The 21,263-nt window shown below is 48.7% G+C and carries 15 protein-coding genes; 7 read left to right on the top strand and 8 right to left on the bottom strand.

Annotated elements, in window-relative coordinates; genetic code table 11:
• Positions 1-244: 244 nt before the first annotated feature.
• Complete coding sequence (locus ON05_RS19650; RefSeq protein WP_010473585.1) at positions 245-1,498, top strand: FIST N-terminal domain-containing protein; 1,254 nt, start codon at positions 245-247, stop codon at positions 1,496-1,498.
• 108 nt (positions 1,499-1,606) lie between these two features.
• Here ON05_RS19650 and ON05_RS19645 read toward each other — a convergent pair whose 3' ends face one another.
• Positions 1,607-2,947 (bottom strand): dihydrolipoamide acetyltransferase family protein, encoded by a 1,341-nt coding sequence (locus tag ON05_RS19645; RefSeq protein WP_010473586.1) that lies wholly within the window; start codon positions 2,945-2,947, stop codon positions 1,607-1,609.
• Between the two features lie 198 nt (positions 2,948-3,145).
• On the opposite strand from ON05_RS19645, the gene ON05_RS19640 reads away from it, so the two are divergent.
• Positions 3,146-4,273 (top strand): class I SAM-dependent RNA methyltransferase, encoded by a 1,128-nt coding sequence (locus tag ON05_RS19640; protein ID WP_010473587.1) that lies wholly within the window; start codon positions 3,146-3,148, stop codon positions 4,271-4,273.
• Between the two features lie 5 nt (positions 4,274-4,278).
• On the opposite strand, the gene ON05_RS19635 is transcribed toward ON05_RS19640, so the two are convergent.
• From ON05_RS19635 to ON05_RS19610, 6 genes are read right to left on the bottom strand one after another with little or no spacing between them, the layout of a single operon-like run.
• Positions 4,279-5,385 (bottom strand): PleD family two-component system response regulator, encoded by a 1,107-nt coding sequence (locus ON05_RS19635; protein ID WP_010473588.1) that lies wholly within the window; start codon positions 5,383-5,385, stop codon positions 4,279-4,281.
• Positions 5,386-5,404: 19 nt separating this feature from the next.
• Positions 5,405-6,667: a diguanylate cyclase domain-containing protein gene (locus tag ON05_RS19630; RefSeq protein WP_010473590.1), complete on the bottom strand. Its 1,263-nt coding sequence runs from the start codon at positions 6,665-6,667 to the stop codon at positions 5,405-5,407.
• On the bottom strand, positions 6,654-7,928 hold the full coding sequence (locus tag ON05_RS19625; protein WP_010473592.1) for a hybrid sensor histidine kinase/response regulator: 1,275 nt from the start codon (positions 7,926-7,928) through the stop codon (positions 6,654-6,656). Before ON05_RS19625 ends, ON05_RS19630 begins: the two co-directional genes overlap by 14 nt.
• 15 nt (positions 7,929-7,943) lie before the next feature.
• A complete protein-coding gene (locus ON05_RS19620) occupies positions 7,944-8,339 on the bottom strand; it encodes a response regulator (protein ID WP_010473593.1) in 396 nt (131 codons plus the stop codon).
• Positions 8,336-9,418: a sensor histidine kinase gene (locus ON05_RS19615; RefSeq protein ID WP_010473595.1), complete on the bottom strand. Its 1,083-nt coding sequence runs from the start codon at positions 9,416-9,418 to the stop codon at positions 8,336-8,338. The genes ON05_RS19620 and ON05_RS19615 overlap by 4 nt, the downstream gene beginning before the upstream one ends.
• Positions 9,378-13,850, bottom strand: a complete 4,473-nt coding sequence (locus ON05_RS19610; protein WP_010473597.1) for an AAA family ATPase — start codon at positions 13,848-13,850, stop codon at positions 9,378-9,380. The genes ON05_RS19615 and ON05_RS19610 overlap by 41 nt, the downstream gene beginning before the upstream one ends.
• A gap of 682 nt (positions 13,851-14,532) precedes the next feature.
• On the opposite strand from ON05_RS19610, the gene ON05_RS19605 reads away from it, so the two are divergent.
• From ON05_RS19605 to ON05_RS19590, 4 genes are all read left to right on the top strand, one after another.
• A complete protein-coding gene (locus ON05_RS19605; RefSeq protein WP_010473598.1) occupies positions 14,533-16,545 on the top strand; it encodes a lipoxygenase family protein in 2,013 nt (670 codons plus the stop codon).
• A gap of 113 nt (positions 16,546-16,658) precedes the next feature.
• Positions 16,659-18,191 carry a cytochrome P450 gene (locus ON05_RS19600; RefSeq protein WP_010473599.1) on the top strand — a complete coding sequence of 511 codons (1,533 nt, stop codon included), beginning with the start codon at positions 16,659-16,661 and terminating at the stop codon, positions 18,189-18,191.
• Between the two features lie 87 nt (positions 18,192-18,278).
• Positions 18,279-19,172 carry a sulfotransferase gene (locus ON05_RS19595; protein ID WP_010473600.1) on the top strand — a complete coding sequence of 298 codons (894 nt, stop codon included), beginning with the start codon at positions 18,279-18,281 and terminating at the stop codon, positions 19,170-19,172.
• A gap of 276 nt (positions 19,173-19,448) precedes the next feature.
• The gene (locus ON05_RS19590; protein ID WP_010473602.1) at positions 19,449-19,805 is read left to right on the top strand and encodes a hypothetical protein; all 357 of its coding nucleotides are present in this window, start codon (positions 19,449-19,451) and stop codon (positions 19,803-19,805) included.
• A gap of 150 nt (positions 19,806-19,955) precedes the next feature.
• Here ON05_RS19590 and ON05_RS19585 read toward each other — a convergent pair whose 3' ends face one another.
• Positions 19,956-20,792 (bottom strand): helix-turn-helix domain-containing protein, encoded by an 837-nt coding sequence (locus ON05_RS19585; protein WP_010473606.1) that lies wholly within the window; start codon positions 20,790-20,792, stop codon positions 19,956-19,958.
• A 126-nt stretch (positions 20,793-20,918) separates the two neighbouring features.
• Here ON05_RS19585 and ON05_RS19580 point away from each other — a divergent pair, with 126 nt between their 5' ends.
• The gene (locus ON05_RS19580) at positions 20,919-21,212 is read left to right on the top strand and encodes a hypothetical protein (RefSeq protein WP_010473607.1); all 294 of its coding nucleotides are present in this window, start codon (positions 20,919-20,921) and stop codon (positions 21,210-21,212) included.
• Positions 21,213-21,263: the final 51 nt, after the last annotated feature.

Below are 21,263 nucleotides of genomic sequence, written 5' to 3'. Positions count from 1 at the left end.
GTGAGCAGCGACTCCTCACCCTAATCGGTAAATCAAGGGAATGTATCTAGAATACTGGCTGGTGCCCCTTCAATCTTAACGAACGGCAATTATCCCCAGCGGATTACTGTCAAAGCATCAGCAGACATATTAGAGTGTTCTTGGGATTACCCCATTCGGGGTCGCCGTTCTGCCGTCGATCAGCCCCGTCAATGTTCTGAAATACCGCAGACATGATGTCAGGAAACCCTCCTAAGGAGCAAAGATGAAGTGGGCTAGTGCACTATCGACACAACCCTCTCTAGAAGCTGCCCTAGATGAAGTGATTGCCACAGCCATGCAATCTTTGGATGCCCCTGCAGATTTAGCCATTCTATTTATTTCAACCACCTTTGCCAGCGAATTTCCTCGATTACAGCCCCTACTGGCAGATAAATTGCCTGTCCAGAATTTTATTGGATGTGGGGGGAATGGCGTGATTGGCCCCACCCAGGGTGGATCTACAGCAGAAGTTGAAGAAGAACCTGGCATTACCCTCACCTTGGCCTCATTACCCGGTGTTGACATTCAAACCTTTCATATCTATGAAGATGAGCTACCGGATCCGGATAGTGCCCCTTTAACCTGGACTGAGTTACTGGAAGTGGATCCAGCTCATCAACCCCATTTCATCCTGTTTGCCGATCCCTCTAGCTCAAAAATTAGTGATCTGCTGCAAGGGCTAGATTATGCCTACCCAGGTGCCGTCAAAATTGGCGGTCTTGCCAGTGGTCGTTCTTCCTGGAGTGGTAGTGGTCTGTTTTGTGACGACCAGCTCTACCGCGAGGGCACAGTGGGCGTTGCCCTGAGTGGCAATATCATGATCGAAACGATTGTGGCCCAAGGATGTCGACCGATTGGTCAACCCTATCGGGTGGCTGAAGCCGAGCGCAACGTTGTGCTGCAGGTGGAAGAGCAAACTGTTCCGGTAGAAGCCACGTTTAATGCCGATGAAGTCGAGCTACAGACGCCCTTGGAAGCCCTGCAAACCTTGGTTCAGGATTTAGATGAAGACGAACGAGAGTTAGCCCAGCATTCCCTTTCGGTGGGCATTGTCTGTAATGAGTTTAAGCAAAACCTAGAACCAGGCGATTTTTTAATTCGCAACTTAATTGGGGTGGACCCCCGCATTGGGGCAATTGCCATTGGCGATCGCATCCGTCCCGGTCAACGGATTCAATTTCACCTACGAGATGCCCAAGCCTCTGCCGATGAACTGGAAGAACTGCTCCAACACTATTTCCAAAAATCGCCCCCAGATCAATCTCAGCCCACAGCCGCCCTGCTGTTTGATTGCTTAGGGCGAGGAGAGCGGTTCTATGGAGAGCCCGACTTCGACTCTCAACTCTTTAGACGCTATTTTCACAATATTCCGGTCAGCGGTTTTTTCTGTAATGGCGAAATTGGTCCCATTGCTGGCACAACCTTTCTTCATGGCTACACCGCCGCCTTTGGTATTTTTCGCAGCCAGGACGATTAATTCACACCTAAAATAAGCGGATCAATTTTTAGGTGTGATGTGGAAATGCGTTGTAATCGGAAGCTTCACAAAAGGAGAAGCCTTCATGATGAAGCTCCCATCTATGGATTACAGAGTCAAGGATTGGGGATTGGTTTCAATCAACTCCGCTAAATCCTTCAAAAAGGCAGCGGCATCGGCACCATAGATCACCCGGTGATCGCAGGTAATGTTGACATTCATCAGTCGCTTCACTCCCATCATGCCCTGATCATCCGCCACGACTTGGGGCTTAGACCCACCAATCGCCAGAATGGACCCTTGCCCTGGGGGCAGAATGGCATCAAAGCTGTTGACCCCAAACATTCCCAGATTGGAAAGGGTAAAGGTACCGGTACTGTATTCATCCGGCTGCAGCTGTTTGCTACGGGCGCGAGCGACTAAATCTTTCCAAGTGCGAGAGAGGGAATATAAATCCATCTGATCCGCCTGTTGCAGAACTGGCGTAATCAAACCGCCCCCGGGCATGGCAACCGCCACGGCAATATTGATGGCGCTGCTGTACTGGATTCCTTGTGGGGCACAGCTGGCATTGACCAGGGGATGCTGGCGCAGGGTAACCGCCACGGCTTTGGCCAAGAGGGCCGTCATAGTGACACCTTTGGTCTTGACCTGCTTATACAGCTGGTCTAGGGCATCTATAACAATGGAATATTCCACATGGAAGGTGGGCACGGCCAGGCTAGCCACCATATTGTTCACCACAGCCTGCTGCAAGGTATTGAAGGGAACCACTTCACCGGCTGCTGCTCCAGCGGGTAAAGGAGCGGGGGCAGGTAGGGATGGCTGAGGCGCAGCAGTGCTGGCGGCTGGCGCCGTGGCGGTGGTCGAGGTTTGGCCAGAGGCTGCTTCTATATCAGCCGCCACGATGCGACCATGAGGACCACTGCCCGTTAGGGTATTGAGATCAACTTTGAATTGCTTAGCGAGCTTCCGCGCCCGAGGTGAAACCACCACTCGACCGTTAGATGGAGCAGCCGGTGCACTGCCTCCGTTTAAGGTAGCTGCTGGAGCCGCTGGAATCGTGGCAACAGGAGCCGGGGCTGCAGCCGGAGGAGCCGGAGCTGCGGCAGCAGGGGCTGGAGCTGCAGGCGCGGGGGCCGGAGTGAGCGTAGCAGGGGCCGCAGACTCAGCGGCAGATGCTTTCTTTTCCGCTTCAGCAATTTCAGCTTCCGTTTCGGCAACATAGCCTATGGCCGCACCGACTTTGGCCACCCCACCTGCAGGCACTGCAATGGCTGCTAGATATCCCTCATGGAAGGACTCCACATCCATATCTGCCTTATCAGATTCAACCACCAGAACCGTTTCACCCTTTTCGACCTTGTCACCTGGCTCCTTAGACCAAGAGACAATTTTTCCCTCCTCCATCGTGGAGCTGAGGGCAGGCATAAACACTTCATGAATCATGGGTTAGTTTTCCGAAACGAATAGCAAGATAAACCAAAGCCTATCCAGTTTGAATTTTATCTTGTTCAGGGCTATCCATACTATCTCCTTTGCCGAGAAAGTCACGGCATCCATTCAGTTCGCGAACCAAAATGCTTCAATAAGCAAAGCGATGTCGTGGCTGGGGATTCTCCCGCCCACTCTTAAGAGGTCCCTGTCATGCCCAGACAATATTTTGCCACCGTTGCCCGAGGACTAGAGTCCTTAGCCGCCCAAGAACTGACAGAATTAGGGGCGCAATCCGTTGAGCCTGGATTTTGTGGAGTAGCCTTTCAGGGGGATCTTAAATTGCTATATCACATGAATCTCTGGGCCAGACTGCCATTTCGGATTCTACTGCGCCTAGAAGCGTTCCCTTGCCATGATGCCGACGATCTTTACCAAGGCATCCAAAAACTGCCTTGGCAGGATTATTTAACCCCAGACTATACCTTGGCTGTTGATGCCACCGGGAAAACAGCTCAGCTGAACCATAGTCACTTCACAGCCCTGCAAGTTAAAAATGCCATTATCGATCAACAGCGCCAGCAATTCGGAGCGAGATCGCACATCGATACCCAAACTCCAGACGTGCGGATCAACGTTCACCTCCATCAAGGTCGCTGTGTGGTTAGCCTGGATAGTTCCGGCAGCAGCCTCCATCGACGGGGTTATCGTCCAGCGGTAGGGGCTGCTCCCTTAAAAGAATCCTTGGCGGCTGCTCTGATTCGCTTATCGGGCTGGCAATCCGATTTAGCCTTTATGGATCCCCTCTGTGGCTCCGGCACCCTACCTTTGGAAGCCTGCTTACAGGGTCTCAGAATTGCACCGGGTGCTTTTCGGCAGAGATTTGGCTTTCAAACCTGGCCAGATTTTGATGCGGCGCTATGGGCATCTTTACAAACTAAGGCGAGAGAACAACAATGCTCACAACTGCCCATGCCCATTTGGGGCAGTGACCAAAATCCCGAGGTGATTGACCAAGCCCAGCTCAATGCCCAAAATTGCCATGTCGCAGACTATATCTGGTTTGAAGCTATCAACTTACAGGATGTTGAACCGCCCACCGATAGCGGCATCCTCATCTGCAACCCGCCCTATGGCGAGCGCTTAGGGAATCCTCGGGAACTGGGGGATTTCTATCGTCAATTGGGTCAAATCCTCAAACAACGCTTCAAAGGCTGGACCGCCTTTGTTTTAAGTGGGAATAAAGCCTTATCTCAATCGATTGGCCTCAAATCTTGCCAGCGCACGGCGATCAACAATGGCTCCATTGCCTGTCAATTCTTGAAATATGAGCTGTATTAGAGGGTTTACACAGAATCGACGATGAGTTGTTCGCTTTCTATCGTTGACAAGGTTTGATCGACACACACACGATTTCTGCCTTCAGCCTTGGCTTTGTATAGCGCTTGGTCTGCGGCCAACAGCAAGGGAGTTTCTGATTCCATTGCCTGGATATCAGGAATGACACTGGCCACCCCCAAACTGAGAGAGACATAGGGACCATTTGCCGAGTTTTTATGGGGAATCATGAGTCTTTGTACAGACAACCGAATATTTTCAGCAACATGAATTGCTCCTGATAACGTGGTATTCGGCAAAATTACTGCAAATTCTTCCCCCCCATATCGAGACGGTAGATCAGCGGGACGCCTGACACAACCCTTGATAACTCGGGCCACCTGAAATAGGCAACTATCCCCAACCGGGTGTCCATAGGTATCGTTATAGACTTTGAAATAGTCAATATCGATCATGATTAAGGCTAAACTAGAATTTTCCCGCGCCATTCTTCGCCATTCCCGGTTAAGGGCTTCAGTAAAAGCTCGGCGATTCGGAAGTTGGGTCAATTCATCCACTGAAGCTAGGTAGGTTAAGCGCTTGTTCGCTTCTTCCAGCTGTTTATGGAGTTGGGTTCTTTCTAGCTGAATCCGCACCCGCTGTCGCAAAACAGGCCAATGGATCGGTTTCGTAATGTAGTCTGATGCTCCCACATCAAAGGCCCAATCAACAGAGGTCTGATCTTCTAATCCCGTGATCATCAGAACGGGGGTGTAGGTACTCTCAGGGAACTTCATCAGTTCACCACAGCACTCAAAGCCGTTCATACCTGGCATCATGGCGTCTAGTAGCACTAGGTTAGGAGGACTCTTTTGGTAAGCGGCCAAACAGGTTTCTCCATCCTCGGCTTCCACGACCCGATATCCATCATTCGTGAGGATATGACTAATCATGGCTCGCGTCATCCGATCATCTTCAGCAATCAGAATAACGGGTCGATCCTGATCAGAGTTCTCTAGGGATGATGTCCTGGAAGCTTCCTGGAATGGAGATGTTGGAGCATTGACGTCTTGCATGGCCGTTCGGCTGATCTCGCGAATTACATCCAGTGTTCCCCGGCTGTCTGTAAATCGCACTCTTCTCCTGCTGAAAAACCTACTCCGTTATTGATAGAGCAACCACTTGGTCTCGTCCAGATTGTTTCGCTTGATAGAGGGCCTGATCGGCTCGGCTGATTAAGCTCGATACGGAGGTATGGGGATGCGATCGCACCGTAGCGGCCCCAATACTAACGGTCACAAATTCGCTCACAGAAGATCCACGATGGGGAAGTTGAGACTTCTGAATGATCATTCTCAGGCGCTCCGCCACCACTTGCCCTCCCTCTAAATCGGTATTGGGCAACACAATCGCAAATTCTTCCCCCCCAAAGCGGGCCACTAAATCTAAGGGACGCACAATGGTTTGGTGAATCTTTTGGGCCACCGTTCGGAGGCAAATATCTCCTTCTAGGTGACCATAGGTATCGTTATACTGCTTGAAAAAATCAATATCGCAAATTAAAAGGCTTAAGGGCTGTTGTTCTCGCTGAGTTTGCTTCCAAATTTGTTGCAAATACTCATCAAAACGACGGCGGTTCGCCAACCCCGTGAGGGCATCATGATTCGCAATCAGAGACAGCTGCTTATTGGCTTCATCCAACTTCTTATTGGTCGCTTCTAAAGTCTGCTGGGCATAGAGTTTGGCCTGAATCTCTTCTTCTAGCTGCTTGTTTTTGGCAGCTAAGGCTAAGGTTTGCTGCTGCAGCGCTTGGGTGCGTTCTTTGACCTTATTCTCCAAACTGAGTTTGGCATCTTCTAACTGTTGATTTAAAGACGCAATCTGTTGACGACTCTCCTCAACGGTGAGTAAATCTCGATAAGACCGAATGGCTGTAATTAAGGTAGAAAAGAGTTTTTGTTGGGTGAGTTCGGTTTTAGTTTTGTAGTCATTGATGTCATAGCCTTCAATCACCGATTTTTCGGGAGCGATGCCCGGCTGGCCGGTGCGCAAAATAATACGCACAAAGATATTATGCAAATGATCACGGATATGCTTGACCAGCTCTAGGCCAGCTTCATCCGTCTCCATCACCACATCTAACAGCAACACTGCTGTATCTGGGTTTTGATTCAATACCTGCTGAGCTTCTTCACTGGAATAAGCCGAAATAATTTCCAGGGGTTTATCAGCAAATTTGAAGTTTTTCAGGGCGAGACGCGTCACCTCATGAACCTGTTCTTCATCGTCCACTACAATGACTTTCCATCCCCCTGGAATCACCTCACTCTGGGAATGGCAGGCTAACTCTTCCAAAAACTGAAGTTCATCATCGGCTTCAAGGGTTCCTGCAGAAAGCAAGGATTTATCCTCGGGCATGAGCCTCCCCCTTCCTTAAGGTCAAGGGTAACTGCAGCATAAACTGGGTTCCTACGGAAACCTCACTCTGGCAAGACACGGTTCCTCCAAGGGACTGGGTGACCAGATTGTGAACAATATGCAGACCTAAACCACTGCCGCCGCGATCTCGACCCGTGGTAAAAAAAGGCTCATAAATCTTAGGCTGATGTTCTGCAGGAATGCCACAACCATCATCGGCATATTCGAGAATAATCCGATCTTGTTGTTGAGTCACTTCAAATTTTAATTGCCCTGCCTCTCCAGGTTGGTAGGCATGCATAAGGGAATTCATGACAAAGTTAGTCACAACTTGTGACAGTGCTCCTGGATAACTAGTGGTTTTTAGAGCAGCATCCCCTGAAACCGTAACCGTATGGCGAGTCTGTTTTAATTTCGGTTCCAAATTGGTCAATACACTCTCAATATACGGGATGATCTGAAACTCTCGTTGCTCATGGCTGGTTTGATCCACCGCAACTTGCTTGAAGTTTTGAATGAGGGCCGCCGCCCCATGCAGATTTTGCAAGATCAGATCACTACTCTCTTGAGCAGTCTGCAAATAGCCCACTAAGGCCGATCGTTTTAACGCTCCTTGCTCAAAGGCTTGAGTTAAAGAACTGGTTTCATTATTCAATACCGAGGCAGCTAACAGGGCATTGCCCACCGGGGTATTAATTTCATGGGCCACGCCCGCCACTAACTGGCCTAGAGCAGCCATTTTTTCCGCCTGAATCAGTTCTGCCTGGGTGGTTTGCAGGGTATGCAATGTTTCGGATAATTTCTGGGTGCGCTCTTCAACTTTACGTTCGAGGGTTTGTTGATAGTCTTTAATTTTTTTAGAGAGCTGATAGCGATTGAGGGCCTCTCGCACCGTTAACTGTAACGCTTCAGGTTGCCAGGGTTTGGCAATGTAGTGATACAGCTGGGCCGTATTGATGGCATTGGAAATACCATCAACATTCGCTTGCCCCGTCAACATGATGGTTAAAGTTTGGGGAGAGAGCTGATGGACTTGTTGTAAGACCGCGTCTCCTTTGATATCCGGCATCAGATAATCAGCAATGATGACCGATAAATCGCATTCATCTGCGATCAGGTCATGGACCAGGGCCATGGCATCCTTGCCTCCCATGGCAGTTTCTATTTCGCAGGTATCTTCAAACACTTCAGATAGCTCACGTCTGAGGCTATCTAGGACTGCGATTTCATCATCCACACAAACAATTATGGGTTTAGGCATCGTCCTGCTTAGTCTTTACACTGTTCCTAAGGCTGATTGAATACATTGGATCAGATCACTTTCATTCCAGGGTTTGCGTAAACAATTAAACAGATTGGCTTGGGACTGCGCTCGTTCTACCGCTGCTTCATCAGCTTGGCCCGTCAGCAAAATCTTGACGACTCCTGGGAACTTCTGGTGGACTTGAATCAGAAATTCATCTCCTTTTGCCCCAGGCATAAGCCAATCCGACACAATCACTAACAGATCTGTATTTTCTTCCTGCAGTTCTTCAATCAGCTCCAATGCCTCGCTGGCATTTTCAGCCGTTTCATAGATATAGTGATCGTCAAACGCAGTTTGCAACTGTCGTAGAAGACTATTGAGAATAATGACTTCATCATCAACACAAAGAATGGCCAGTTTGGTCATAGGGCAGGAGTCGGTTGAGGGGTCGGCATGACAGACATGGGCAAGGTCACACTAAACGTCGTGCGGCCTGGAACGGAGTCCAAGCTTAGGGTACCCTGATGCTTGTCAATTATTTTGCGAACAATGTCAAGCCCTAAACCACTGCCTTCACCAGGAGGTTTGGTGGTGAAAAAGGGCTCAAAAATTTTCTCTTTTAACTCCAGGGGAACGCCAGGACCGCTATCGGTAATCTTGACGCAGACTTGATCTGCCTGTTGACTGACATCAATATCAAGGGTGCCTTGATGGTCCATGGCCTGGAGGGCATTATGCAGGAGGTTGGTCCACACCTGATTCAGTTCATCAAAATAGCAAGCAATGGGGGGAATCTCGGCAAAAGAGCGATGGACCGTCACTCCATGTTTGATTTGGTTGTGATAGAGGGTTAAGACTGCATCAATGCCGTCCGTGATATTGGCTTCAATCTTGTCTCCGCTATGGTCATAGCGGGCATAAGTTTTCAGAGCAAACACAATTTTGGCAGAACGATCGCTAGCGGTCGCAATATCCCGTGTACTTTCACGCACCCGCGTAAACTGGCGCACCATCTTTAATAAGGGTTCACTCCTGGGTTCAGACAGGAGAGGAAGGAGATCATGGAGATCATCACAAATCCCTAAATCCAGCAATAAACTGGCTAAGGACTCCGCCGATAAAATCCCCTGCTCGGTGAGTTGCTTGGCGATTGCCTTACGGGTATGGCGTCGTTCACGACCAGACAGGGTCGGTGAAGGGGTTAAGGCGCGTAACAACAGGGACTGAAATTGCTCGGCTTGCTCGATGGGTAACTCCCGAAAAAATTGCGGCAGGGTGGTCAGATGTTGATCGAGAAAATTAGCAATATATTCAATCGAAGACCGAATCGCCCCCAAGGGAGTATTAATTTCATGAGCCACGCCCGCGATCAATTGTCCCAATGCCGCCATTTTTTCTGACTGAATCAGTCCTTCTTGAGCGAGTTGTAAATCTTCTAGGGCTTGGGAGAGTTCCTGAGTCCGTTCATCGACTTTCTCTTCCAGGTTGGTATACAGGCAGGGCATTGTCGATTGCGATCGCAGCCTGTCCTGACAGCAGCTGCAAAATTTCTAGGCGATCCGCCGTAAAGGCTCCCGTCGTCAGATTATTTTCTAAATAAAGAATCCCGCTCAACTGTCCTTGATTCAGGAGCGGCGCACAAAGAATCGATTTGGGCTGATGGGTCGTGATATAAGTATCCAAGCCAAAGTTACTGTCTTGGGTAGCCTGTCGAAGGACAACGCTCTCCTGGGTTCGGAGCACATAGTTGATGATACTATCGGGGAGCTGATCCGCAATGGGCTGAGACTGCAGCACTTGACCCTGGTCAGATTGAGAATTAAACGAGGCTTCAATAACAAGGCTGCCTTCCACATTCAGAATTAAATGCCCTACTTGGGCCCCTGCATTGCGCACAAGGATTTTGATCAGGGTCATCAATAGCTTATCGAGGACAATTTCCCCTGCAATCGCCTGTGAAGCCTGCAAGACCGTATTCAGATCCAGAGCTTGCCCCGTGCGAATGGTACTCGTTGATGCTGCCGCGGCTAGAGGTGTAGTGGGAATAGTGCCCTGTTGGGAATGGATTACCTGCTGGGCCAGGAGGTAGGGGTAGGACGCTTCTAATTGACGTAATTTAGCCGTGGCCCCCCAGCAGTAGTACCCGTAATAAGCTTCATTCAGATACACCCGAGCAAAGTTATCTCGCTCTTGCTGCAGAAAACACTTCGCTGCCAGCTCATTCGCTAAGGCGGCTTCATTAGGGTAATGGTGGGATTGTGCCAGGGCAATCGCTCGATCATAAGCCTCCCCCGCCTGCGGTAGCTGCCGCAAGACGCGATACCGCTCTGCTTCTACTAAGCAATATTTATGCTGATGGTTGGCAGGTGCATGGTTAGCCCATTTCTGGAGTTGGTCTTGATTCGTAGCAACGACTGCCAACATCTGCTCTTGCTCTACAGGGGGTAGCCCATCATAGAGAGCTAACCGGGCCAGAGAATCGTAAAAATTGAGGCTGGCAACCGTCGCTGCAGCCGTCATCCCGTCCACATAGGCCGCCGCTTGTTGGGTACTCTCTAAAGCCATCTTAGGCTGTCCCAACAGGTAAGCCACCTGAGCTTTCAAGGTATAAAAGAATGCTAAGGCTAGCTTATTATCCGCACTGTCCACAAGGACCTGTCGTTCTTGTAGGTACGTCCCAGACAAGCGGGTCGGATCCAAGTTAGGCTCAGTTAAATGAGCAGTGACCTGTTGAAAAATTTGGAGATACAGGAGGCAAGCGGCCTGTTGAAAACCGGCAATGGCTTGCTGAAACTCCAGCATTCGCAGCGCCAAATCTGACAGTTGCTCCCCCGTTAATAAAGAATGCATCGCCTCCCAACAGAGGGAATAGCTGGCATATTCTAAATCCCCGGTTTCTAAACCAATTTGATACCCTTCATGCAAATCGGGAATCGTCAAATTCAGGGGATCTGTCCAGTGGCGCACAAACGCATTGAACACAAAGACCACCCGACTCTTGGTCTTTTTCGCCTGAAACTTATCAACCACCTGTAAGGCCAACCGGCCAAACTGATAGCCTGCTTCAATATCTCCGACGACCCCACAGAGGGTAATGCCATAGCAGTCGTAGGCAAACGCGGAAGGTGCCGTATTGCCATAGGTGAGAGATAAGTGAATTTGCTTCAGATTACTGAGAATAAAGCGTTCAAAAGAGGCTTGATAGCCAGAGGACAAGATATCCGAGAGAATCTGCATGGCTGCTAGTTTGTCCTCTGCAGTCATAGGAGACAAACGGATCAAATCTTGGATCGAGCGGTCCCCACAGAGCTGCTTGGTTTGCTCCAACTCTTGCTGCAAGTTCTCAGGGGTGGGGTCTACAAAGGTGACCCCTAGCCGCTCCAAAATCTCAAAGCCAATATCCGTTGCCTCTAGATGGCGATTCTGAGCAGAACGGGCCAAAATCTTGACCCGGTAGACTTTCACCATATCCAACACGGTTCTGGCCTGCTGCAGCACCACAGTCGTTAACTGTTCTTGCTGGGGATAATCTTGGTGTAGATACGCCGCTTCAACTGCTTCTTGATGGAGCTGGAGGGTTAAGGGATAGGCATTTTGCCATCCCGTCTCTCCCACTAAACTCAATCCCGTTTGCAGATACCGGACGGCAGCACCGTAAGCCGTCGCTGATTTTGCTTTCTGGCCCGCTTTGAGGTTAAGTTGAGCGACCTGACCTTGTTCGTCTAGATCCGTAATCAGGAGGAGGGCCTGATTGAGATGGTCCACCACCTCAAAAATACGCTCTGCCAGTTGTTCCGTTTCCACGTTATGCCATAACAAACGGCCAATTCTTAAGTGCACTGCAGAACGGCTATCGGTATCAATTAACGCATAAGCGGCTTGTTGAATCCGATCGTGACCAAAGCGGAAATCCGTAATCACTAACGCATCATTGAGCTCAGACTGGGCAAAGATCAACCCAAGCTGAATCGCGACTTTCAAATCCGAAAATACCTCGGCATGGGATTGCTGACGAATCAGGCTCAGGGTCTGCAGATCAAATTCAGCCCCCACACAAGCAGCCAACCGCAAAACATCTTGGGTAGCAGGGGGTAATTTTTTCAGTTTGCTAATCAACAGTTCAATCACGTTATCCGTGAGATCCTGAGACTGAATTTGGGCCATATCCCATTCCCACTGTTGAGCGCGGGGATTAAACTGCAACAGCTCTTCCCCATAGAGATTCTTCAGAAACTCATTGACGAAAAAGGGATTTCCTTCCGTTTTATTGAGGACTAACTCCGCTAAGGAGAGGGTGGTCTCTAAATTATGGTGAACAGTATCCGCAATCAGCTGGCACAAATGCAGCTGAGAGAGAGGCTGTAGCGTAATCGTATTGATGTTGACTTTTTCTTGCCAGAGCTGCTTCACCAAGGTCATCAAGGGATGGGTCGCATCGACTTCGTTATCACGGTAAGCACCGATGAGCAACAGCGATCGCATTTGCCGATCCGTCATCATCAACTTGATCAACTTTAAGCTGGCGGAATCAGCCCATTGCAAATCATCTAAGAACAACACTAAGGGATGGGCTGGGGTACAAAACACCCGAATAAAATTTTGAAATACCAGGTTAAATCGGTTCAAAGCTTCTGCAGGTCCCAATTCAGGCACTGGAGGCTGAGACCCTGTAATCAACTCAATTTCAGGGATGACATCAATGATGACTTGACCATTCGGTCCCAAAGCAGCCAGCAATTGTCGTCGCCATTGGAGTAATTGGGTTTCACTTTCAGTCAGGAGTTGCTTGACTAAATCTTGAAACGCACTGATGACTGCCGAGTAAGGCACATCTCGCTGAAATTGATCGTATTTCCCCGAGATAAAATATCCTCGTTTTTCGGTAATCGGTTTATGGACTTCTGCGACTAGAGCCGATTTGCCAATCCCGGAATACCCCGCCACCAGCATCATTTCACTCCCTTTGGTTGGATTTTGGGGGTGATTGACCCGCTCAAAGGCCGTTAATAAGGTCGCAATTTCTTGGGACCGCCCATAGAGCTTTTGCGGAATATGAAACTTATCCGAATGGTCCTGGGTCCGAAGCGGAAAGGCTCGAATTTCCCCTGTTTGCTTCAGTTGTTGCCAACAGGTCGCCAAATCAGCTTGGATTCCGAATGCACTCTGATACCGTTCTTCGGCGGTTTTCGACGTTAAGATCATCACCAAGTCAGATAACACCCTAGGAATGTCGAGATTGACTTGATGGGGAGGGGTGGGCTGTTGCGCTAAGTGACAATGGACTAACTTCAGCGGATCCTCAGCCGTAAAAGGTAACTGTCCCGTCAGTAGCTCATAAAACATCACCCCCAATGCATAAAAGTCCGTCCGATAATCCAAAGAGCGATTCATGCGCCCCGTCTGTTCAGGCGCAATATAGGGCAGCGTTCCTTCGAGAACTTGAGGGTTTTTAAGGATGGTTGTTTCTCGGCTGAGTTGGGTAGAAATGCCAAAATCAATGATCCGTAACTGATGCGTGTCTGGATTCAAAATGATGTTGCTAGGATTCAAATCTTTATGGATGACATTATGACTATGAATCCGACCTAAAACTTCGGTAATACTGATGGCTAAGGGTAGAAACTCCACCAATGGCACCACCTTTCCCTGGTAATAGGACTTCAGGGACACCCCTTCAACATCTTCCAAAATAATAGCTAGGGTCCGTTGATAGGGCTCTAACCCCAACACTTTGATCACCCCTTCGAGTTCGAGGCTGCGGGTAATCTCATATTCTTGACGATACCGAGTCAGTTCTGAAGCAGTTGGGTAATCTTCTTTCAAGACTTTCAGAATGACCTGATGCGGCTCAGCCTGTCGTTGGCCCCGATACACAATAGAATTCTCACTCTCATAGAGATGCTCAACCAGACGACAGTCCGCGATTGTCCCCAACATCAATTATTGCTCCAAGCCAGGAAATAGAATAACTAACTTTTCTTAAAAGAAAAATACAAGCAATTGCTTCAATCTAGATGTTCCCCAAACTCACCTAAAACTTGCAAGTTCTCAGAAATTTCTTTGTTATGGTTTCAAGACTATTCAGCAAACAAGGATCACGATGGATAGACACCAAATTAATGAGGCATAGTTGTAATTGTAATATTTAGATCAGCCATCTAAGACTGCGTTTTAATCGAGCTATCATAAACCCGAAAAAATATTGATAAAGACGGGAAATTAGATATTTTAATTTTGAATAGTCTATTATTTGCATCTCTCTCAATTTAAACAGCGATATCAGCCTAAATCAATAAATACCTAGCAATATTAAGTTTGATAAAGCATCAGCAGCACTCAGTAGCCTCACTTTTAGCTAACCATTAAGAATAAGTCTATAACTCGATTTATCACAATTCAATTGACATCGGTTTTAATACAAACATTTCTCATTTAGGGACTAAATAGTTATCAATCTTGATAGTACAAGCTTGCCCAGACTTCAAGCTATTTCGACAGTAAAATCTAGGCCAGACTTGGGAACACTAGAGCTGAATCGGTAGCTGCTACGGACTATCCCTACACCCCTGATCACAGGCAGTTGCCATTTACGTCAGAACACACATAGACCGGATCAACAATGACGCATCAGTACTCCCTCACTGGCCTGCCGACCCAAATCACGCCTGTTGAAATTCAACAGGACAAACATCAACCCACTCTGACCTCCACTCGTCCTAATCCGACCCAGCCGGAGCCGATTCCCGCAGCGCTAAAAGCAGCTCGACGCAAATATCAATACAACTACAGTCACATTGCCCCTGTAGCCATGGTGGATCGCTTACCCCAAGAGGAACTCCCCTCTCGGACTTGGTGGTCAAAGTTGTTCCGTACCATGTTCAAGATTCTCTCGAATGCCATTGTTGGCGCCCACAATCACCACCATGAGCATGAAGCAGAGCAACATATTTCCCGTCTCATTCGCAAAACCTTGGTGAATATCTTGACTCAACGCCCCGAGGTGCGGTGGCGTCTCATCTGGCATCTGCTGAAAACAGCACCAACGACGTTGATTAACGGTTTACGGTTGTCGTTCGCTGATTCAGAAAGCTTGCTGCACAGTTTAGCCGCCCATTTAGAGCATGATCTATTACGGATTCTGCACTTGAACTTAAAAGAACATCTAGCCCATGAATGTAGACAAGATCGTCCTACTTCAATAGCAGACTTTAATCAGCAATTCGCGACAATTCCGTTACCGGAGTGTGCCGAATACTTTCAGGAAGATGAGTTTTTTGCTTACTTGCGAGTAGCCGGTCCTAATCCTGTTTTGCTGCAACAAGTCCGTCATTTATCGGGAGACACCCTCTGCTCTCATTTCCCGGTTACGAATCAGCATTATCAGGCCGTGATGGGAGCAGACGATTCTCTGCAAACAGCGGTCACCGAGGGCCGACTATACATCGCCGATTATGCTATTTTGGCCGGTGCGATCAATGGTAACTACCCCGATCAGCAAAAATATATTTCGGCTCCCATCGCCCTTTTTGCTGTTCCCTCAGCTGATGCCCCCTGCCGAAATCTCCAGCCCATCGCTATTCAATGCCGCCAATCTCCAGGGCCTGAAACACCGATTCTGACGCCGCCTACGGATCAGAATCCAGACCAAAAACAGGCCTGGGACATGGCGAAGACCTGCGTGCAAGTTGCCGATAGCAATTACCACGAGGCCGTCACCCATTTGGGTCGAACCCATCTGTTTATTAGCCCGTTTGTAATTGCCACCCATCGCCAATTACTGCCGTCTCATCCTGTGAGTGTCCTGCTTCGGCCTCACTTTGAAGGCACCTTAAGTATCAACAACGGCGCTCAAAGCATGTTAATGGCGCCAGAAGGTGGAGTGGATACGGTCTTGGCTGCCACCATCGACTGTGCCAGGGTCTTAGCCGTAAAGGGATTACAAAGCTATTCCTTTAATCAGGCCATGCTGCCCCAACAATTGCAGCAACTGGGTTTGGATAATGCAGCGGCACTGCCCATCCATCCCTATCGAGACGATGCCTTGCTGATTTGGCAGGCCATCGAAACTTGGGTCACTGATTATGTGAGCTTGTACTACCCAACAGATGACTCCGTGCAAAAAGATGCGGCCCTTCAGGCTTGGGCGCAGGAGCTACAGGCTGAAGAGGGTGGCCGAGTCCCAGATTTTGGTGAGGATGGACAATTGCGAACCCAGGCCTACTTAATTCAAGCCCTCACGCTGATCATTTTTACCGCGAGTGCCCAACATGCCGCTGTGAATTTTCCCCAGGGCGACATCATGGTCTATACCCCAGGGATGCCATTAGCAGGCTACCAGCCCGCTCCCAACACGACAGCGATGTCTTCCCAGGATCGGCTCAACCAACTGCCCCCCCTACACCAGGCCTTAAATCAGCTGGAGTTAACGTATTTGCTCGGGCAGATTTACCATACGCAACTCGGTCAATACGAAAAGTCCTGGTTCTCTGATCAGCGTGTACTCGCGCCTCTGCATCGTTTTCAGGCCAATTTACTGGATATCGAAACTGCGATCGCAGAACGAAACCGCCATCGCCCCTACCCTTACCGCTACCTACAGCCGTCCAACATTCCCCAGAGCATCAATATCTAGAGCATCAATATCTAAAGTCTACTCGCCATCAAAAATGCACTTGCCAACGCGATGGGCCTTGGCAGATTACCTCGTGGCAACCGCAACTATTCAGCATAAGAGGATATACACCCATGACAGGTCTATCAGCCGGATCCCTCACTACAGGACTGCACAATACCCTCAAACAGATAGAGGCCAAACCCCGACAGTGGGTAGAGTCAAAGTTACAGTCCTATTCCCAGGCCTTATTTCAGCGGATCTTTAGCAAACAGACCCAAGCATTCAGCCAGATTCCAGGCCCTCAGCCTCTCTTCCCCATTGGTAATGTCTGGGTTCTGCAGCAAGGGAAACCGATTTGGCAGGTGCTAGGAGAACAGGGGCAGCAATATGGTGGCTTGTCCTTATTCTGGATTTTGGCCCGGCCATCCTTAGTTCTCAACGACCCCGATTTAATCCAACAAGTCCTGCTTACGGCCCAGCAGCAGACTAACCCACATTCCCATGAACATCGGGCCAACCAAGCTGATTTTTATAAAGATATCCCCCGCAAAGCCCTTCGCCCCATCCTCACGGATAGTCATCCTTTTGTGGCCAAAACTGCTGGATCGAAATGGCAGCATCTGGTTAAAAATAATCCATTTAATATGACCTACTTCCGCGAGTGGATGGAGACTCAAATTCAGCCCTTGCAGGTTTTTATCGAAAGTCGGGCGGAGGCATTGGTCAAACAGTCTGAGACCGAAATGCTCCCAGCTTATGAGGTCATTCAGAAACTAGTCTTCGACAGTTTTTCCCTGGCAACCGTAGGCCAAGTCTTTCCCGATCAGGTCTTTGAACAGTTCAATACCCTCTGTGCAACAGGCACTGATCGCATGAACCGATCCTCCATTGCCAGCTGGATGATTCCGGAAGAACCAAAAGGTAAGCACTATAAAGAAGCAAGTCGCCAATGGTTTCAGCGCTTTAGCGAAGTGCTAGAAACCACTCAAGCCGATCCTGCTGGTGGTTCGCTCCTGGATTGGGTTCTGAAACGAGGAGGCTCTGCCTTTACCCCTGAACAAATGCGAAACTTCTGCGCTGGGGTCTACCCAGGCGGAGCGGTTTCTGCACCCAGCGGTATTACCTCTACACTTCATTTGCTGTTTCAGCATCCTCAAGCCCTATCGGCGCTTCAGCACGATTTGGACGGGTTATTCAAGGAACCCCTCACCTTGGAACGACTGGAAAATTGTCTCCCAGTGGAGCAAGTATTGCGAGAGTCCCTGCGACTCTGGCCGCCCGTGCCCTTTTTTACGCGCAATACGGTTGGCGCTACCCATCTAGCGGGTCACGAGATTCCCGCGAATACCCAAATTTTTATCAATAACTGGTTTCTCCATCGCCTCTCACCCCACTGGCACGATTCAGACTCTTTTCAGCCAGAACGCTGGGATGCCAAAACGTTGGCCGAAAATGACTATGGTAGCGATTACTTTTTCCCGTTTGGTCGAGGTGATCGAGCTTGCATTGGTCAAGATTTTGCCAAATTCTTTATGCGCTTAACCTTAGCCACCTTGTTAGCAAAAGTAGAGATCGAATTTGGCGATCAGCCCCATGACCAAGAATTTTATTTTGGCGTCTCTGTGCCTAGACAGCTAAAAGCTCGATTTATCTTGCGGTCATAAACCTTCCATTTTTCACCGTGCAGATTGACTAGAACCAACTGCTACTGTAGAAAGAAGTGAAGCTAAGGCGGCCTCCACATTAATACCATGAGCGATTTAAGAAAACCGAATCTGTTTATTATTGGTGCGATGAAATCGGGCACCTCATCCTTGCACCAATATCTCAATAATCACCCGTCTATTTTCATGTGCGAGCCCAAAGAGCCCTGCTATTTTGTGCATCCCCAACAGTTGAACTGGCCCAATATGAAAAAGCTCGGCCTGTGGGGAAATGAAGAGAAATATCTCCGCCTCTTTGAGGGTGCTGGTGAGGCAACAATTCTGGGTGAATCGAGTACGCTGTATGCCAAAGAGCCTCATATTACGGATGTGGCTGAACGCATCGCCCAGTTTAACCCTGAAGCTCGCTTTATTTACATCATGAGGGACCCCATTGAGCGCACGGTGAGTCACTACTGGCATGAAACTCGTCAAGGGAACGAAAATCAAAGCCTACTAACAGCCGTACAGAATAATCCGCTTTATCAAGATGTTAGTAATTATCCCAAGCAGCTCAACCATTACTTTCAATATTTTTCGCCCGATCAATTTTTGTTTCTCACCTTTGAAGAACTTTGTAATAATGCGGAAGCCTGCATGACCAAGACGTTTGAGTGGCTGGGGGTCGATGCCTCCTTTGCGCCTGAGAATCTCTCGGAAAAATTTCATGCAACGCCAAAGCAGTTCTACCAAAAGAGTGCTTTATTTCGTCTACGATACACATGGCCTTTCAACCAACTGGCCTCATTACTCCCCAAAAAGATTCGCTCTTCTGGCCTCAAATTAGCAGTTCGGGAAGTGGACCGAGACAAGGATGCTGAAGACCTACAGGAAGCAATTCAATTTCTCCGGCCCATTCAACTCAAACAAACTGCAGATCTCAGCAATCTATTAGGCATGACTTTTCCAGACTGGAAGACTCTCTACGACACCAAAAATTAATTTAAAAGACTCATCAAAGCCAACGTTACTAGCTTCAGTACAGCTACGCCGAATAACAGCAACAATTTTGTCAATGCTATCGCAATCACTCCGAATATTTAACTAGGCAGTCTACTCCAATTCCGCCTATCAGATAGCATAGATTTCCGCATTCTCACTGTACTTTCTGCGGGAGATTCTGCTTAGACTAGAGACATCTGAACCCATCACTGCTGTGTTGTTCTTTGCCCACAGAACTCCTCCCCTAACTGAGCATCAACCCTACCAAGCTTGATCATGATTGCTGATGACATCACGGACTATTATTTAGAACATTCTCAACCCACTTTAACTGCATCCAATACTGCATCTCTCAGCCTACCGATTATCGAATCGTGGCTTTGCGTTGATATCGGCAATCAAGTCGTTATTCAGGGGCAAATCTTTAACCACTCCAAGTATCCGGCTGGGAAAAAGCTGAAATCTTCTCCCATCAAAGGATGCCTAACCAAAGCAGGACGGGTGTATGTAACCACCAAAAATTCCATCTATGAACTGGGGACACCCCATCCAGATTTTGCAGGTGATGCTCTACAGCTATTTACCAGCAACGACCCTCAACAATGGGCAAAGCTCACAATTGTGGGGGAATAAAACCACTGCCATCTTGAGGTCATCCAGCAGGCAATCACATCGCAGGAGGGCAATCATAGCGCTTTTGATGGAGTACATCCGATAGTTGTAGACAAACCTTGGCCGAGCTTTGTGCAAGATGGCTCTAGGTGATCCGTGGGTCATTCCCCACTACATTTCACCTACAACGGACTTCTCAAAATGATGGTTCCGAAAAAACTGTTCGGTTTTAGCATCGGTAGGATAAAAGGTTTCAATCCGAAGTTCATCAGTCGTAATGTCCTGGGGTGTACCAAAGGTCGCAATAATCGAGAATAGACTCAGTTCCAACCCCTTAATATCCAGTTCCAAGGGTAAAACGGGCAATAAACTAGCACTATCTGGCTCGCTATAACCTTCTGGACCAGCTAATTCGATATATTGGGCAAATTGCTCTTGCAGAGCTCGATCCCCCGAGGCCAGAGATTCACGCCTCAGTCGGCGGATGATCGAAGGCCAAACCTGATCCCAATTGGTTATATATTGCCTGAGCCCCTCGGGATGAAGCGTTAGCAAGGCTAAATTGAGAGGCTCATCTGCCCCTACATTTTTCTGAAATGCTGGCAGGTCTCCCCCAAGGCTGAGCAGTAGTTCTGCAGCCTGATTGGCTTTTTTAACGTTCCAGCCGCGATCAACCACGATAGCTGGCAAGGGGGCATGGTATTGCAAGACATGATTCAGTGCGTCTAGCACTGGCCTCATCACAGGCTGATCCAAGGCCGTTTCGCGATAGGTTGTTGCATACCCAGCGGCTTGTAACAGCACATTCCGTTCCCGTAAGGGGATATTCATGGCCTCTGAAAGTCGCTCTATCATGGCACGGCTAGGATGACTACGCCCGGTTTCCAGCCAACTGACATGGCGTTGTGACACATTAGCTGCCAGGGCTAAATCCAGTTGCGATAGCTTCCTAAATTTACGCCAATGGCGACAAATATGTTGAAAGTTTTGTGGGTCGGCAGAGGTCATGCATATCTCCACTCTGCTCTCTATTCTCAACCGAGACCGATCATGAATTCAATGACCTATGAGGTTATTGCGGCTATCCAACAGAGCGGTCAGGCTAGATGCAGATCACTTTGCAAGGAGTTAGTTATGATCAACAAACAAATAGCGCTCATCATTCTGGTTCCCTTTACCCTTTTGTCGGGGTATGCCATGGCCCAGGTCGGCTATCTGGGCATTTTAGATTACAACCGCTATAGCCCAGCTGGTTGGCAAGTGCTTACAGACTTGGTGATTGCGTTAGGACTAGTGTTGAGCTGGTTGATTCCAGAGGCAAAGAAAAATAATCGCAATCCATGGCCTTGGGTTCTGGCAACGATATTGATGGGCTCTTTTGGTCCTCTCCTATATTTGGTAACCGCTCAGCAAACTACTCCAGAGTAACGGTAAGGGCTGCCAACACCAGATACTCCCAGCAAGGGACAGTTAAGACCG

This window comes from Acaryochloris sp. CCMEE 5410 (genome assembly GCF_000238775.2).
Lineage (GTDB): Bacteria > Cyanobacteriota > Cyanobacteriia > Thermosynechococcales > Thermosynechococcaceae > Acaryochloris.
The sequence above is the reverse complement of the archived record's forward strand: the minus strand, read 5'-3'. Positions and strand labels throughout refer to the sequence as shown.

Coding starts and splice junctions, on each gene's coding strand:
- ON05_RS19650 (WP_010473585.1), top strand. CDS start 245: ATGAAGTGGGCTAGTGCACTATCGACACAACCCTCTCTAGAAGCTGCC.
- ON05_RS19645 (WP_010473586.1), bottom strand. CDS start 2,947: ATGATTCATGAAGTGTTTATGCCTGCCCTCAGCTCCACGATGGAGGAG.
- ON05_RS19640 (WP_010473587.1), top strand. CDS start 3,146: ATGCCCAGACAATATTTTGCCACCGTTGCCCGAGGACTAGAGTCCTTA.
- ON05_RS19630 (WP_010473590.1), bottom strand. CDS start 6,667: ATGCCCGAGGATAAATCCTTGCTTTCTGCAGGAACCCTTGAAGCCGAT.
- ON05_RS19625 (WP_010473592.1), bottom strand. CDS start 7,928: ATGCCTAAACCCATAATTGTTTGTGTGGATGATGAAATCGCAGTCCTA.
- ON05_RS19620 (WP_010473593.1), bottom strand. CDS start 8,339: ATGACCAAACTGGCCATTCTTTGTGTTGATGATGAAGTCATTATTCTC.
- ON05_RS19615 (WP_010473595.1), bottom strand. CDS start 9,418: ATGCCCTGCCTGTATACCAACCTGGAAGAGAAAGTCGATGAACGGACT.
- ON05_RS19610 (WP_010473597.1), bottom strand. CDS start 13,850: ATGTTGGGGACAATCGCGGACTGTCGTCTGGTTGAGCATCTCTATGAG.
- ON05_RS19605 (WP_010473598.1), top strand. CDS start 14,533: ATGACGCATCAGTACTCCCTCACTGGCCTGCCGACCCAAATCACGCCT.
- ON05_RS19600 (WP_010473599.1), top strand. CDS start 16,659: ATGACAGGTCTATCAGCCGGATCCCTCACTACAGGACTGCACAATACC.
- ON05_RS19595 (WP_010473600.1), top strand. CDS start 18,279: ATGAGCGATTTAAGAAAACCGAATCTGTTTATTATTGGTGCGATGAAA.
- ON05_RS19590 (WP_010473602.1), top strand. CDS start 19,449: ATGATTGCTGATGACATCACGGACTATTATTTAGAACATTCTCAACCC.
- ON05_RS19585 (WP_010473606.1), bottom strand. CDS start 20,792: ATGACCTCTGCCGACCCACAAAACTTTCAACATATTTGTCGCCATTGG.
- ON05_RS19580 (WP_010473607.1), top strand. CDS start 20,919: ATGATCAACAAACAAATAGCGCTCATCATTCTGGTTCCCTTTACCCTT.